Here is a 15,805-nt window from a genome sequence, read left to right as displayed (position 1 = left end):
TTTTTTCATCTTTTTTTAGATTTCTTGCTTGCCACGCCCTGGCCCGCTCACTCGTAATCTATTTAGAAAACGAGTTCTTTTCATTATAAAGTCTGCACTATTGCCTGTCAACCCCTGGTTAGCAACCTTTTCCTTTTATTATTAGATTTCAATTTTATAAGTAGTATCAATTTTGTAATTATATTATTTACACTTTTCTTATTTTACTAGCTCTTTTTCTTTAAGTGTATCAATAAAACACTGTTTTATATCATTTATAGCACGACATTTTTATCATTCAATCTTTCATTCACACTTTTTTTACAATTACATAGATACTATATATTTATTTACACTATTTTATTTTCCTTCTTTAACTCACACTAAAATAGTGCAGACTTTTAATGCATTTAACTCACTTAATGATTTTTCCCTTTGTATTTTACTTCATCTTCCCAAAGTGAGTTAATTGTCGCGTGTGGCTTGCTCTCCCAATCCACAGTTACATATGGCGGATATCTAAATAGATATTTCTTATACGCCCTTCTAATCTTAGAGTGATTGTTTCTTCCTATACCTATCTTCCTTCCAGATTCAAATTCGATTTCGTATTTGTCAATTTTTCTTACTTTATCGAAGTTAATAATTAGGCCAACAAGAGGTCTAAAAAACGACCTGCCTATCAATGGATAAGCGATATCATCAATTTTGGCGAAAGTTTTGTATATGTATGATGACGTATAAATTAGAAGAGACTTTCCTTCCCTATCTATAAATTCGATGTCATCAATAGCAACTTGCGCGCATGTCGACCCAGTGATAATTGATATTGTGTCTGTGTTCTCTTTATACATAATTTGCTCCTTCTTACGATATGAAATAACACACATTTACAACCAGGGGTGGCTGGTGGCTTAATATTAACCTTACAGACACTAAAAGTAAATCGACTTTTTTCGACCTCAAAATCAATATATTGAATTTGTTCGTAGCGATGCCACAACTTATGCTATTTTAAGATAATTGCGCTTTTTTAGCTTATATTTTCTTATTATCTTTTTCGGTAATTTCTTTTTACTACGTGACCAAATGAAGATTCATTCTGATTTTAACGAGAGTAGGGAAATGCGATTTTTTAGTTCGATTCAACTAGGGTTGGCGTTGATTGGTTTATTGTTACAGTTATCGGGTATTTTTACCGGCGAGTTATTTCTAGTCAACTATATTTCTCATTTTGAGATTACGGCGGGTATCTGTCTTGTTTATTCGGTCATATTCATCATTGGTCTAGTACAAAAAGTAAAAATAAGTAGAGATTATAAGTCTATTGCAAAACTAAGTGTATTTTTTGGGATTCTTTTAATTCTTTTCTCTAATGTCACTCTTTTTCAAAATAGATTTGCCTCGATTTCTTATGCACGGGGAAGTCTACAACAATCATTTAAAGAGATTGGGCTAAAAGGATCAGTTACTATTAAAGAGAAAAAGCATGTAATTGAGCCAAATGGAGAAACTTTGACAAAAATCACATATGAGGAAAAGTTATCAGATGGTACTAACTTAACAAAAAACCTTACAGCTGTTGAAAAAGATTTAAATCGTTATGAAAATGAATACAAAGAGGATAAGCTTGATTTCATTCAAAATTACCTTTCCGAAGAGGAGAAGACTCTCTTCAATCAAATAAATTACAGACATTTTCATTTTTTATTTGATTTGTATCGCGAGAATGGAAAAACAAAAAGCTTAGTAATGAAATTTAAGGAAACCGTTCATGAAGCTTTAGGAGTTAACCTTTTTGAGAAGAGATTATCAGAGTTAGTGCCTACTAATAAGGGGAAATTATATAGCGTTCTTTTATCTAAGGCAATTTCAAATCGTGAGAATGGAGATACGGATGCTGCAGGTTTCTATAATATAGACCCAGTAGAATTAATGAACTCTAAACTTGTTTATATGGATACAGAGTTAATCTTTTATTCAGATTTAAATTCAAAATTAGATGATCGTCAGAGTAGTTCATTAGATTATTTTAAAGAAAAACTAACCTCTATGCCTAAAGGAAGCTTTGTTGACGGGATTTATAAATTCAGTGGAAGTCTATTGGTAAACGGAAAGACACAGGATATTATTAGTACTTTCGTGGTAGAAGATGGGATTGGGCATTTTGAAAAAGATACTATTAAAGGAAAAGAGTGATGATATATGTATAAAAAACAATAGAATTTCCTTGCATTCAAACGGTTTATCATGTACAATCATTGATGGTGTAAAAACCAAAAGAATTCACACCTAATTGGATGTTAAGATTGGTGCTTCTTTTAGAAGAGGTCTTATCGCTGAAAATTGGGGAGGAAAATAAAAACCAAATTGGAGGAAAACAAAAATGGCAGTTATTTCAATGAAACAATTGTTAGAAGCTGGTGTACATTTCGGTCACCAAACACGTCGCTGGAACCCTAAGATGAAGAGATACATCTTCACAGAAAGAAATGGTATCTATATCATCGACCTACAAAAAACTGTTAAATTAGTGGACGATGCATACAACTATATGCATGAAGTTGCTGAAAACGGTGGTATTGCATTATTCGTTGGTACTAAAAAACAAGCACAAGATGCTGTTAAAGACGAAGCAATCCGTTCAGGTCAATACTACGTTAACCATCGTTGGTTAGGTGGTACTTTAACGAACTGGGATACAATCCAAACACGTATCAAACGTTTGAAAAAAATCAAAGAAATGCAAGAAGACGGCACTTTCGAAGTATTACCTAAAAAAGAAGTTGGTATTCTATTAAAAGAATTAGACAAACTTGAAAAATACTTAGGTGGTATTAAAGATATGCCACGCATTCCTGATGTAATGTTTATCGTTGACCCTCGTAAAGAACGCATTGCAGTTCAAGAAGCTCACAAATTAAACATTCCAATCGTTGCTATGGTTGACACAAACTGTGACCCAGATGAAATTGATGTTGTTATTCCATCAAATGATGATGCTATCCGCGCGGTTAAATTAATCGTTGCTAAAATGGCTGATGCATTCATCGAAGGTAACCAAGGTGAAGACGTAGCAGTAGACGTTGAAGACTTAGATAAAGATACTTCATTAGAAGATATCGAAAAATTAGTTGAAGGCGACAACGCTGAATAATCACTAACTGTTAAGCTGTTTGAATCAGAAAGAGGCGAAATAGACTTTTCAATTCAAACAGCTTTTTTTAAAAAGTTCATAAAAATTTTAAAGCAATTTATAGGAGGAATTGAGAATGGCTCAAGTTACAGCTCAATTAGTAAAACAATTACGCGATATGACTGGCGTAGGTATGATGGATGCTAAAAAAGCATTAGTTCAAGTTGAAGGAGATATCGACAAAGCAGTTGATTTCTTACGTGAAGCAGGATTGGCAAAAGCTGCTAAAAAAGCAGATCGTATCGCTGCTGAAGGGATTACTAATGTATTAGTAGAAGGAAACCGCGCAGTTATCTTAGAAGTAAATGCTGAAACTGACTTCGTTGCTAAAAACGACAAATTCCAAGCATTAGTTAAAGAAGTTTCTGAAGCAATCTTAAAAGCAAACCCTGCTACATTAGAGGAAGCTCTTGAAGTTGAAACTCCAAACGGAAAAATTTCTGATGTGATTGCTGAAGCTACTACAGTTATCGGTGAAAAAATCACTTTACGTCGTTTTGAAATCGTTGAAAAATCTGATGCAGATGCTTTTGGTGCATACTTACACATGGGCGGACGTATTGGTGTGTTAACAGTTGTGGAAGGTACAACTGATGAAACAGCAGCTAAAGATGTTTCAATGCATATCGCTGCAATCAACCCTAAATATATTGACCGTTCACAAGTTTCTGAAGAAGAATTAGAACATGAAAAGAAAGTTCTTACTGAACAAGCATTAAACGAAGGCAAACCAGCTAACATCGTAGAAAAAATGATCGCTGGACGTTTAAATAAATTCTTAGCTGAAATCAGCTTAAACGATCAACCATTTGTTAAAGATCCAGATCAAACAGTTTCTAAATTCGTTGCTTCTAAAGGCGGAAAAGTTAAATTATTCCACCGTTATGAAGTTGGTGAAGGTTTAGAAAAACGTGTTGATAACTTCGCTGAAGAAGTAATGGGACAAGTTAGAAAATAATTATTGTTGAAGATAGGGAATATGGTAGTCCACTACCCGCTATTCCCTTTTTTTATAAAGATTAAGGAGACAAAGCAATGGTTGAACCAAAATATAAACGTGTGGTTTTAAAATTAAGTGGTGAGGCTTTAGCTGGCCAAGCAGGCTTCGGGATTAATCCACCAACGATTAAAGAAGTTGTTAAAGAATTAAAAGAGGTTCATGATCTTGGTGTTGAAATCGCAATTGTTGTTGGCGGTGGTAACATCTGGCGTGGAATTACTGGCGAAGAAGTTGGTATGGAGCGTGCTCAAGCAGACTATATGGGAATGTTAGCTACTGTAATGAACGCTCTTTCGCTTCAAGATGCCTTAGAAAACGTAGGTGTTCCAACTCGTGTTCAAACTTCAATTGACATGCGCCAAATTGCTGAGCCTTATATTCGTCGTAGAGCGGTACGTCACTTAGAAAAAGAACGTGTAGTTATTTTTGCCGGTGGTACAGGGAATCCATACTTCTCAACAGATACAGCCGCTGCTTTACGAGCTGCAGAAATCGAAGCAGATGCAATCTTAATGGCGAAAAATAATGTGGATGGTGTTTACAGTGCTGACCCACGTATTGACGTAAATGCGAAAAAATATAATGAATTAACACACTTGGACGTTATTCAAAAGGGATTAAAAGTGATGGATACCACTGCAAGTTCACTTTCGATGGATAATGATATTCCATTAGTGGTGTTCAATTTAAATGAACCGGGAAATATCAGACGCGTTGTATTAGGGGAGAACATTGGTACAACTGTTAGGGGGAAATAGGATATGTCAACTAGTGAAATTTTAGCTCATACAAAAGAGCGTATGAAAAAATCTGAAGACGCACTTCAACGTGAGTTAGGTTCTATTCGTGCTGGACGCGCGAATGCAAGTCTTTTAGACCGTCTAGAAGTGGAATATTACGGAGCATTAACTCCCGTAAACCAATTAGCTTCAATTACAGTTCCTGAAGCTCGCATGCTTTTAATTACTCCTTATGACAAATCTTCATTAAATGACATTGAACGTGCGATTTTAATGAGCGATATTGGAATTACGCCAACAAGTGATGGTTCCGTAATTCGTTTAATTATTCCGCAATTAACAGAAGAGCGTCGTAAAGAGCTTGCTAAACAAGTAGGTAAAGAAGCTGAGAATGCAAAAGTAAGCGTACGTAATATTCGTCGTGATGCAATTGATCAAGCGAAGAAAGCTGAAAAAGCAAAAGAAATTACAGAAGATGAATTACACACATTAGAAAAAGACATCCAAAAAGTAACGGATGATAGTGTTAAAAACATCGACAAATTAGCTGCAACTAAAGAGAAAGAACTTTTAGAAGTATAATTTGAATAAAAAGGGGCATTTGCCTCTTTTTTATTTATAAAGGAGTAGAGTGATGACACAAAAACAATGGAAATTGATTAGTACTATTATTTCAATAATTATCATAATCGTATTTGCTCTTTATAAGGCTTTTGGTGAGCAAAAAAACACAAATAAATCAAATGCTCATTCTTCTTCCAAAACCTCTCAGAATACGTCTAGTTCTTCTTTTACGGGAAAGAACTTTGATTTCTTTAAAAGCATGAAAAAGTATCCTTTTAAATATGTGTACGGAGCTGATGGAGATACGTTTCATCTGAGTTATGAAGGGAAAGAGTTCAAAGTTCGCTTATTGATTGTAGATGCGCCTGAAACTGCTAAAGAAGGAAAAGAGGCTCAACCCTTTGCTGATAAAGCTAAGGAAAGAACAGAAGAATTATTAAAGAAGGCTAAGAAAATTGAAGGCAGTTTTGACGTTGGAGATCATGCAGATAAGTATGACCGTGCATTAATGTACGTATATGTGGATGGTAAGTTACTTCAAGATATTCTAATTGAAGAAGGTCTTGCAAGAGTCGGTTATGCATATGAACCCAATACAAGTTTATTAAAGCAATTCCAAGAAATTGAAAAGAAAGCAAAAAAACAAAAGAAAAATATATGGGAAAAAGAGGGATATGTAACGAATAAAGGTTATGATATCAGCGTTTATAAGTAATTTGTGAAAAAAACTATATATTGTGTTGAAAATGGATATTGTATTTTCATAAGAACTATATATTGTATTTTAGGTCAAAATGATGTATGATAACTTCTGTCAGAAAAAATAAAAGGGAGAGAAGTAATATGTCAAATCGCAATATTATTCTTTATTCTAAACCAAATTGTATGCAATGCAATTTTACAAAACAATTTTTTGAAAATAACAACGTAGAATTCACTGTAAAAGACGTGTTCGAGTCAGAGGAAGCTTTAGCTGAAGTGAAAGAATTAGGGTTTCAGTCTTTACCAGTAATTGTTGCTGATGGCGTTGAACCATTCTTCGGATTCCGTCCTGATCTTTTAGAAAAATTAGTAGGATAAGTTTATCTTTATATTGAAAAACACTTTTAGTAGAAAAGCTACTAAAGGTGTTTTTTATTGCAATAAAGAGGCGTGTTTGCTCGATTTCATGATATACTAAAGAAGACTTTTAAGGGAGGGGAAATAATGGGATTTAAAGCTGTAATTTCAAAAAAATCAATCAACAAATCAAAAAAAATTGCTGAACATTTTGCAAATTGGTTGAAAGAAAAAGAAACACACCAAGTTTTTTATATCGTTCCAGACCATATTAAATTTACTGCTGAAATGGAAATGATTCGAAGTGTCGGGGAGTTGTTAACGCATTCAAGTAATCGAAGTTACGCTTCTACGAGACTACAAGTTTATAGTTTTAAACGTTTATTATGGTATCTCCTTCGTAATGAAGCTATTACAGAAAAACTCTCCATTTCAAAAGTAGGAATTACAATGCTTTTGAAATCCATTTTGGAGGAGCATTCTGACGAACTAGTACTCTTTAAAAATGAAGCTCGTCATAAAGGTTTTCTTGAACAACTAAGCAAAGTAATGAATGAATTTCAATCAGGAGGAATTGAAATTGAGGATTTCTCAAGCTTTTTTGAAGCAACCAACCCTACTGAAAACGAGCAACGATTAAAAGAATTTGGAATTATTTATCGTTACTATACGAATGCACTAAAACAAGATTTTGTTCACCAAGAAGAAAGTTATGCCCAGTTATGTAGTGTCATTGCTTCTAAAGATTTATCCAGTACCTTTATTGCGATTGATGAAATGGTAACGTTATCGAAGGCTGAAATGGAAGTAATTGAAGCTTTAGTGGGAAGTGGTGCCACTGTTGAATTTCATGCTACATTAACAACTTATGGTGTACATACTGCCAAGAATGAAATAGGAGATTCACTGTTTACTTCAAATAGAATTCTCCTGGAGAGACTCTCAAGATGGATCAATAGAGGAGATGACTTAGCACGCATCATCGAATGGGATAATACTGAATCTATCTTTGATGAAGAATTTAAAGAGGTGGAACAGTTCTGGCTGGAAACAAATGGTGGACTTCCAAAGGTGAAAAGAACACCAGAACAAAAAATTCCATTACAAAAGATTACTTTTACTAAATATACGGACGAAAGAGAAGAGTACCAAGAAACTTTTGCCCAAATTAAAAGAATGGTGCAAACTGGAAAAGTTCGCTACAAAGATATCCAAATTTTAGGACGTAATTTAGAAGGGAATCATTTATTCTTAGAATCGCTTTTAAAGCAATACGATATTCCTGGATTTATCGATTTATCAGATTCTATGGAACATCATCCAATCATTCAAGTACTAGACGCGCTTTTTGCTATTTGGAATTATGACTGGCGTTATGCCGATATTATGAGTCTTCTTCGTAGTGAATATATCTTATGGCATAAAGACGATGAAACTTCACTTAAGGACCAATTACAAGCGTTTAGACAACAATTAGACGAAACAGAAACGGTTATTCTTGCCAATGGTTACGAAGGGTATCAATGGACAAATGGGAAATCTTGGGCGTATGTGGAAGATTCCATTGACGAAGATTCGAAAGCGGAACAGACTGATAAAAATACACGAGTTCTACTAAAAGCAGAGCAACTTCGCGATGAATTAACAAGTGTATTATTACCTGCATTCAAAAAAATAGAACAAGCAGCTACAACGAAAGAAGCTGTTTCTGTACTATATCAATTACTATTAACTTTAGGCGTTGATCAATCCTTTATTTATTGGAGAGATGTTGCTGCTGAAGAAGGAGATGTAGAAACAGCTAGACGTCAAGAACAAGTTTGGTCCGAATTTATCCGATTGCTAGATGAATATATTTATATTTTTAGTGAAAAATCCTTTGATTGGGAAACTTTTATGATGTTACTTCATACTGGTTTTGAACAAACGCACTATAATTTAGCACCATCTACATTAGATGAATTAACCATCACTGGGATGGATTCCGTTCGTTATACACCGAAGAAAATTACTTTTGCAGTGGGACTAACGCAAGGTGTAATGCCTCGTAATATTGATGAAACAGGACTATTAACAGACGATGAACGTGTACTATTCTCAAATCATTTAGATAGTGGACGTTTCCTTGCGCCAACAACAGGTCAGCTGCAATCCGTTGAGCCGTTTGTATTCTATCAGTTACTCATGAGCGCAACAGATCACCTATATCTCTCTTGTGCTATTTCTAAAGATGGTAAAGAACAACTGGTTTCAAATTTCATACAACGTTTATTAAAACACTATGAACTAGAAGAAATTGATGGGTCGTTGAACCGACAAAACCGCTTAGAACAAGGTGATTTCGTTGTTCCATATGAACTCTTTACAACGCTTCTATTGAAGATGAGAGCAAACAAGTTCAAAGAAAAAGAAGAGATTGATTTCTTGTGGAAATTAATTCCGCATTTACTAAAAACTGACGCCGCATTCAGCGCTAACTATCACGCATTACTAGCGTCTGTCTTTAGATTGAATGTAGCAAGTAAATTGCCACTTTCTCTTGCGCAAGAGCTTTATGGAAATCAATTAAATTTATCAACATCTCAAATTGAAACGTACTATAAAGATCCATTTAGCCATTTCTTACAATACGGATTAAGATTGAAAGAACGCCAAGAATTTGAACTTTCACCAGCCAATACTGGTGAATACTTCCATGAATTCTTTGATCAGTTTATTAAAGAGTTAAATGCACGTGGGATATCTCTAAGAGACTTAACGTTAGAGCAAAAGTTGGATATTGAAAAAGATATCTTCAATCGAATGAAAGACAATCCGAAATTTGCGATTTTAGCCTCTTCTAGACGTTTAAACTTCATCCAAGGATTGTTACACCAAACACTCATGCAAACGACAAATGCGCTTCAAAAACAAGCCTTAGCGCTAGAGACAAAACCTTGGATGACCGAAGTGGTATTCGGGACTTCTGGAAACTATCCAATTCATATTCCAATTGGACATAATCAATCTATTCATTTACGTGGGAAGATTGACCGTATCGACTTATTGCAGTCGGATAACAGAATTTATAATGGGATTATTGACTACAAGTCTTCTGAACAAAAATTTGAGATTGCAAAACTGATTGCAGGGGTTCAAATTCAACTGTTAACGTATTTAAAAGTATCTGAAGAAATTATCCGAAGTGAAACAGGGTTGGTTCCAACGCCTCTGGAAGCAAGTTATATCCATGTGCATAATCCAAAATTCAGCATTAAAGAGGTTCCGACTGAAGATAAATTGATGCAAGAATGGACAAAAGCATTTAAACATCGTGGGTTAGTCAACTCAGATGAGATTGCTAAACTGAATCCGGAATTAGTTGAAACAAGTAAATCAAATGTATTAAATGTTGCTCTGAAAAAAGATGGGAATATTAGTGCAACTTATAAAAATGGCGTTTATACGACAGAAGAATTAAAGCTATTTAAAGACTTTGTATGGGAAAAAATTCAAGAAGCGGGTAGAGGTATCCTGTCGGGAGATATCACACTTGCTCCTTACGAGGACTTTAAACAATATGCAGATTCTGTATCCGGTAAATTTAGTAGTATTGCACAGTTTGATGCTACAAACCCAGAAAACAGATATCGTTCTCTTCAAAAGTTTGAAAAAGAAGAGGGGATTACATTTATTCAAGATGAATTAAAAACTAAGAAAGGAGAGACAGAAGAATGATTCCAGAGAAACCAAAAGAACTACAAGCAACACCTGATCAATGGAAAGCCATTGCCACTCGAGGAAACAATCTTCTTGTTTCTGCTTCAGCTGGATCAGGAAAGACCAAAGTTCTTGTAGAGCGTATTCTCATGCATATTCAAGAGGGTATCGATATTAATGAATTACTAGTTGTAACCTTTACAGAACTTGCAGCAAAAGAAATGAAGGAACGACTTCGTACTAAATTAGAAGAAGCGATTGAAAAATCAACGGATGAAATCCTTCAGCAACGTTTTGCAAAACAATTGCAACTGATTCCATCTGCTATGATTTCAACAATCCATAGTTTCTGTATGAAAGTGATTCGTCGTTATTTCTATTTAGCAGGGATTGACCCCGTATTTACGATGATGGATGAAATTGAAGGGCAATTACTACAAGAGAAAGTATGGAGAGCACTAGAAGAAGAACTTCTTGAACATCCTGAATACGAAGAAGTGTTTGCAACGTTCTCAAGCGACCATTCAGACGACGGTATCACCAATACTGTTTACCGTCTATACCAATATTCTCGTTCGAAAAGAGAACCAAAAACATGGCTATCAAATTTGACTGATAACTATGCTGTAGGAACTGATTATGCTTCAACCCCCTTTGTTAAAACATACGTGAAACCCGCACTGATTGAGGAACTATCTTATCTTGCTAGACAATATGATCAGCTACTTAAAGAAATCGAAATCCTTGGAGCACCCAAGCATCAAGCAGTTCTAGAAGATGATTTAGATTTTGTTAAAGCTGTTCTGGTGCATATCCAAGAAGAATCCTATGTTTTTGCATATCAGACATTTGCAGACAGAAAATTTAAAAATTGGTCCACTGCTAAAGTGGATGAATCGGTTAAAGATAATCTTGACGATATTAAAGCAATCCGTGAAGGGCTAAAAAAAGACTTCCAAAGAATCAAAGAGGATTACTTTGCGATTTCTCCAGAAATTCAACTGCAACAAATGGTGAAAGTAAACCGAATCTTATCGAAACTCTCTGATATTGCTGTGATGTTCTATGACCGATTTCAGAATGAAAAACATCAGTTAAATAAGCTTGATTTCTCGGATTTAGAACATGATACTTTGAGAATTTTGACAAAATTAGATTCAAATGGTCAAAAGATTGCTTCAGAATATTATCAAAAACACTTTAAAGAAGTCATGGTCGATGAGTATCAAGATGTGAACCGTGTCCAAGAAGCGATTTTAGAGCTTGTAAGTAAGCCTAATAACCGTTTTATGGTAGGTGATGTGAAACAATCTATCTACGGATTCCGACTTGCAGATCCGTCTCTTTTCCGCGAAAAATACGAAGCGTATGCTGAAGGGAAGAGTGGAGAGAGAATCGTTCTAGCAGAGAATTTCCGTTCTAGAGATGAGGTTCTTTCCTTTACGAATAAGGTATTCCAACAAATTATGAATAAAGAGTTGGGACAAGTGGTATATGACGATGTCGCTGCACTTAAAACAGGAAATCTCTCTTATTCACACGATGACGACAAAACAAGTGAAATCATCCTTATTGAAGATGTTGATTTAAAAGAAGATGTCGAAGCCATAGAAGAAGCTGAAGAATTTGAAAAAGTAGAAAACGAGATTCATTATGTTGCACAACGTATTCAAGAGATGATTCATACACCTTTTGAAGTGATGAATGATAAAGCAGATGCCCAACGTCCAGTAAATTATGGAGACTTCGCCATTCTTTCATCTACAAAGAGTAATAATGATAAAATCGAATCTATTTTTGCTGCTTATGGAATTCCAGTGAACGTTCAAAAGGCGCAATCATACTTTAAACGTACTGAAATTACAACAATGGTTTCTTTATTAAAAGTGATTGATAATCCATTACAAGATATTCCATTAGTTGCTGTATTGCGTTCAGGACTTGTGGGATTAGACGAAATCGCATTGGCGCACATTCGTACAACATCCAAAAATACAAGTTACTACGAAGCAGTTTGCCAATTTGTTTCTAAATTTAAGTTGCAAGATCTGGACTACTATGATTCTAAGCAACAATTAGCACTTAAAGAACGTCTAGAAGGCTTTTTAACATTGTTAAATAAATGGAGAGACAGCGCTAATAACGAATCCATCGCTCAGTTAATCTGGGAAATTTATATGGATACGCATTACTTGGAATATGTTCATGGACAATCAAACGGTGTGCAAAGAGCTGTAAACTTGCATGCTTTGTACGAACACGCTCATCAGTATGAATCCAGTAGTTTTAAGGGCGTTCGTAACTTTATTCGTTTCATTGAAGCTCTTCAAAAGAAAGAAAAAGATCTAGATGAAGCGCCAATAGCAACGGATTCCAATGCTGTACAAGTGATGACAATTCACGCAAGTAAAGGGTTGGAATTCCCAGTTGTATTCTTAATTGATACCAATCGCAAATTTAATATGCAAGACTTAAAAGCATCTATCATGTGCTCAGATGAGATTGGTGTAGGTACGAATTACTTCGATTTAAGCACTCGTATTACGTATCCAACCGTTCAAGCGGTAGCCACACGAAACTTCGAGAAGAAAAAATTACTCTCTGAAGAGATGCGTAAATTATATGTAGCGATGACTCGTGCACGTGAAAAACTAATTATTGTAGGTACTCTTAAAAACTACGAGACCTTTAAGAAGAAATATGCCTTTTTAACAAATGAATCTAGTGAAATTTTACCGTATCAAGCACGATTCAAAAGCGGTGCATTCCTTAACTGGATGCTACTGAGTTCTATTCGCGAACAATACAAGATTACTCCTGAAATTGTTGCTAAGGCGGATATTGTATCGAATAGCAAACACTATATCCATGAAATCAGTGATAAGGAAGTCTTCCAAGAAGATTGGCATGAATATTATAGTGAAGCAAATTCTCCAAGTGAATTGAAGACTCGAGTTCAAAGTATGCTAAAAACCATTCAACAAGATTATCAGTTTGACGGTGAAAGCAAGACAACAAGTTATCAAAGTGTGTCTGAATTAAAACGTGTGCTTGAAGATCCAGTTATTGAAGAATTATCACAAAATAGCTTGACAGAAGAGGGGAGAAGAGCTATTTATCTCTCTCCTACATTGGAACAACCACGCTTTATGCAAACGAGTTCTACAACTGTTACTGGAGCTCAAAGAGGTAGTGCTCTTCATTTATTAATGCAGAAGGTAGACTTTACAAGTGAAATTACACTAGATTCATTAGAACAATTACTCAGAAGTTTGGTTGAGTCTAATGAAATTACACCAGAAGTTGCTGCAAAAGTTCCATTGACGCAAGCATACGAATTCTTCCAATCAACATTCGGTCAATTGATTGTGCAAAATTCACATGCTTTAGTACGTGAGCAAGCATTTTCTTATGTATTAGAAGCAAACAATTTCTTTAAATCGATTCACACAGATGATTTGATGATGATTCACGGGATTATCGATGGATATATCGAATTAGATGATGAAATTATCGTATTTGATTATAAGACAGATTATGTCGTGGATTCTACAGAAGGAATTCAAAGCATCGTCCGTAAATATAAAGACCAATTAAATATATACGCGGATGCATTAGCCATCAGTTGTAACAAAAAAGTTACAAGAAAAGTTCTATGTTTATTATCAATTAACAAGAATATAGATATCGATACATTAAAAATTATATAAATGATTATTCGCTCAGTGTTACTAATAAACGCTGGGCGTATTTTGTTGATGATGGAGGATATATTAATTTTTGATACACAACTTAGTATAATATATATTATGTAAACCTATACATGTAGTTGAAATATGATAAAGAAACATTATTGCATTTTAAAGTTCCTCAACGTATACTGTTAAGGTAATTAATTAATAAGGATGGTCTCATATGCAATATAATCAAGACAGCAAGTTTTGGCGTTTCGCTACATTAGTTGCTGATTTTATTTTATTAAATCTATTATTTATCGTTCTATGTATACCTGTTGTTACGATTGGTCCAGCAGTTTCAGCCTTAATTCATACAACACTTAAGCTTTCTGAGGATGAAAATCGCACACTCGTTAAGCCGTTTTGGAATGAATTTAAACGTGATATTACTAAAAAAATGCTGCTATGGATTGTGTATTTAGTTTTAATTGCAGCCTTAGTTTATATGGCTCAGTTTTACTGGAATTTTGCGAATACTAATGCTGATTTGTTCAAAATTATCGGCTTTATGTTATTCATGTTATCAGCATTCATTTTAGTTGTAACTATTGTAGCTTCAATTATTGGTCTTGCAATGACGACTCAGTATTTTAGTCCTATAAAGCGTCTCGTTAAAAACAGTTATTTACTGATTATCGTAATGCCTGTTCAATCACTGATTATTGCTGTAGTTATTATTGCTGCAACTTTATTCGCTATTTACCAGACAGTGCCTGTATTATCATTCTTTTTATTGATTGGATTTGCAGCCATTGCATATAGCTTTGCACCATTAATTCGTGAAATTTTCACAAAGATAAAATAGACATAGTTACAAATGAAAACGACCTACAGAAATGCTCTGTAAGTCGTTTTTTTGTTATTTAATAGATAAACATTAACCACGAGCTAGTCGTGTACGAATCTTAGTAGATACAAATTCAATGAATAATACTAAAATGATTAATCCGCAAAGAATGGCCCCTACTTCATTCCATTTATAAGCACTCATCGCAAACATTAAAGGAGAACCGATACCACCGGCACCTACCATCCCTAAAACTGTCGCATCTCTTAAGTTCATATCAAAACGATAAATTACCGTCGAAATGAAAGACGGAATTAATTGAGGAAGGATCCCAAATCGTATCTTTTGATAAAAGTTACAACCACTAGCATCTAAAGATTCTAAAATCTTGTAATCTAAGTCTTCGATTGCTTCGATATATAATTTAGAAATCATTCCAATCGATGCTACAGACATTGTTAAAAGACCTGTAAATGCCCCTGGACCAGTTACACGAATGAACATTAACCCATAAATTAATGTTGGAACTGTCCGGATGGCCATAATTAATGTACGGAAAATTAATGCTACAGGTTTCGGTACGATATTTGTTGAAGATAAGAAAGCAAATGGAATTGCTAAAATTGATCCTACTAAAGTTCCTAAAAATGCAATACAGATTGTTTCTAACAATAGGTATGCTACACCTTTATTTGTTCTATCGAATAAGAGTGTTGTATCAGGAGAGAAAATCCCTTTAATAATATTCTTTGAGATTTCAGCGCCATTCTCAGGAATTTTACTTAATTCAATAGTCGTACCAGACCATGCAATAAGCGTTACAAGAATTAAAACAACTATTAATTTTACGATCCAAGTACGAGGAGCTTTTTGATATTGATTTAAAACTGCTTCATTCATTTAAGTCCCCTCCTACGCTAATTTAGTACGTAAATAATAACTAATGCTTTCAATCAAGACTACCGTAAAGAATAGAATCACTAAAATCAGAGTCAGCCGAAACGGATGCTTCTTCAGCTTCCTTCGCAGCCTTCTCTCGCTCTT

Annotated in this window: 12 protein-coding genes; 10 read left to right on the top strand and 2 right to left on the bottom strand. The window is 34.6% G+C overall.

Features of this window, described 5'->3' with window-relative positions; genetic code table 11:
* Nucleotides 1–398 precede the first annotated feature (398 nt).
* A complete protein-coding gene (locus Q0594_RS04905) occupies nt 399–833 on the bottom strand; it encodes a LytTR family transcriptional regulator DNA-binding domain-containing protein (protein WP_158696655.1) in 435 nt (144 codons plus the stop codon).
* 271 nt (nt 834–1,104) lie between these two features.
* Here Q0594_RS04905 and Q0594_RS04900 point away from each other — a divergent pair, with 271 nt between their 5' ends.
* From Q0594_RS04900 to Q0594_RS04855, 10 genes are all read left to right on the top strand, one after another.
* Nucleotides 1,105–2,178, top strand: coding sequence for a hypothetical protein (locus Q0594_RS04900; RefSeq protein ID WP_298730138.1), 1,074 nt, complete (start codon nt 1,105–1,107; stop codon nt 2,176–2,178).
* Between the two features lie 187 nt (nt 2,179–2,365).
* Nucleotides 2,366–3,136, top strand: coding sequence for a 30S ribosomal protein S2 (gene rpsB / locus Q0594_RS04895; protein WP_039848780.1), 771 nt, complete (start codon nt 2,366–2,368; stop codon nt 3,134–3,136).
* 115 nt (nt 3,137–3,251) lie between these two features.
* Entirely contained in the window at nt 3,252–4,133 is an 882-nt protein-coding gene (tsf, locus tag Q0594_RS04890) for a translation elongation factor Ts (protein ID WP_298730137.1), read from the top strand.
* Between the two features lie 77 nt (nt 4,134–4,210).
* A complete protein-coding gene (pyrH, locus tag Q0594_RS04885) occupies nt 4,211–4,933 on the top strand; it encodes a UMP kinase (RefSeq protein ID WP_298730135.1) in 723 nt (240 codons plus the stop codon).
* Nucleotides 4,934–4,936: 3 nt separating this feature from the next.
* Entirely contained in the window at nt 4,937–5,497 is a 561-nt protein-coding gene (gene frr / locus Q0594_RS04880; protein WP_005605498.1) for a ribosome recycling factor, read from the top strand.
* 52 nt (nt 5,498–5,549) lie between these two features.
* Nucleotides 5,550–6,194, top strand: coding sequence for a thermonuclease family protein (locus tag Q0594_RS04875; RefSeq protein ID WP_298730132.1), 645 nt, complete (start codon nt 5,550–5,552; stop codon nt 6,192–6,194).
* Nucleotides 6,195–6,322: 128 nt separating this feature from the next.
* The gene (gene nrdH / locus Q0594_RS04870; protein ID WP_039848779.1) at nt 6,323–6,559 is read left to right on the top strand and encodes a glutaredoxin-like protein NrdH; all 237 of its coding nucleotides are present in this window, start codon (nt 6,323–6,325) and stop codon (nt 6,557–6,559) included.
* A gap of 126 nt (nt 6,560–6,685) precedes the next feature.
* Complete coding sequence (locus tag Q0594_RS04865; RefSeq protein ID WP_298730130.1) at nt 6,686–10,255, top strand: PD-(D/E)XK nuclease family protein; 3,570 nt, start codon at nt 6,686–6,688, stop codon at nt 10,253–10,255.
* Nucleotides 10,252–13,947 carry a helicase-exonuclease AddAB subunit AddA gene (addA, locus tag Q0594_RS04860; protein WP_298730128.1) on the top strand — a complete coding sequence of 1,232 codons (3,696 nt, stop codon included), beginning with the start codon at nt 10,252–10,254 and terminating at the stop codon, nt 13,945–13,947. Before Q0594_RS04865 ends, addA begins: the two co-directional genes overlap by 4 nt.
* Before the next feature lie 205 nt (nt 13,948–14,152).
* Complete coding sequence (locus Q0594_RS04855) at nt 14,153–14,779, top strand: DUF624 domain-containing protein (protein WP_298730126.1); 627 nt, start codon at nt 14,153–14,155, stop codon at nt 14,777–14,779.
* A gap of 72 nt (nt 14,780–14,851) precedes the next feature.
* Here Q0594_RS04855 and phnE read toward each other — a convergent pair whose 3' ends face one another.
* Nucleotides 14,852–15,661 carry a phosphonate ABC transporter, permease protein PhnE gene (gene phnE, locus Q0594_RS04850; protein WP_298730124.1) on the bottom strand — a complete coding sequence of 270 codons (810 nt, stop codon included), beginning with the start codon at nt 15,659–15,661 and terminating at the stop codon, nt 14,852–14,854.
* Nucleotides 15,662–15,805 lie beyond the last annotated feature (144 nt).

Origin of the sequence: uncultured Granulicatella sp. (genome assembly GCF_938030755.1) — a bacterium.
Lineage (GTDB): Bacteria > Bacillota > Bacilli > Lactobacillales > Aerococcaceae > Granulicatella.
This window is presented reverse-complemented; position numbering and strand designations above follow the sequence as displayed.